Here is a 453-nt window from a genome sequence, read left to right as displayed (position 1 = left end):
CTTTGCATGGGGGTGCATAAGTCGTAGCGGCCTTGCACGATGATGGTCGGAATATGGCGGATTTTGTCGGTGTTCGCCAAAATCGCTTTGTCGCCTTTCAGCCAGCCTTCGTTGACGAAATAATGGTTTTCCAAGCGGGCGATGGCGAGCGATTGGTAGGCGTCTTCATCGACGTCTTGCGGCTCGAAGCGGATCAGGTAGCTTTCCCAGTCCGCCCATGCTTTGGCGGCTTTCAGACGACCTGCTTCGTCTTCGCCGAACAGCATTTCGTGATACGCCGCAATCAGGCTGCCGCGTTTTTCTTCGGCGACGGGCGCGAGGAATTTTTGCCATTGTGCGGGATAAATCTGGCTGACGCCGCCCGCTTCGTCGAGCCACGCCATTTCGGACGGACGGCACAGGAATATCCCGCGCAATACGAGTCCGGCAACGCGTTCGGGATGGGTTTCGGCA

1 protein-coding gene is annotated in these 453 nt (G+C 57.4%); it reads right to left on the bottom strand.

The features are described 5' to 3' along the window. The coding region (locus ACTHUR_RS20625) for an alpha/beta fold hydrolase (protein ID WP_440400658.1) at nt 1-453 on the bottom strand (453 nt) is incomplete at both ends.

The sequence above is a fragment of the Neisseria sp. P0021.S007 genome (assembly GCF_051956855.1).
Note: the sequence above shows the minus strand (reverse complement) of the source record. Positions and strands in the feature narration are given on the sequence as shown.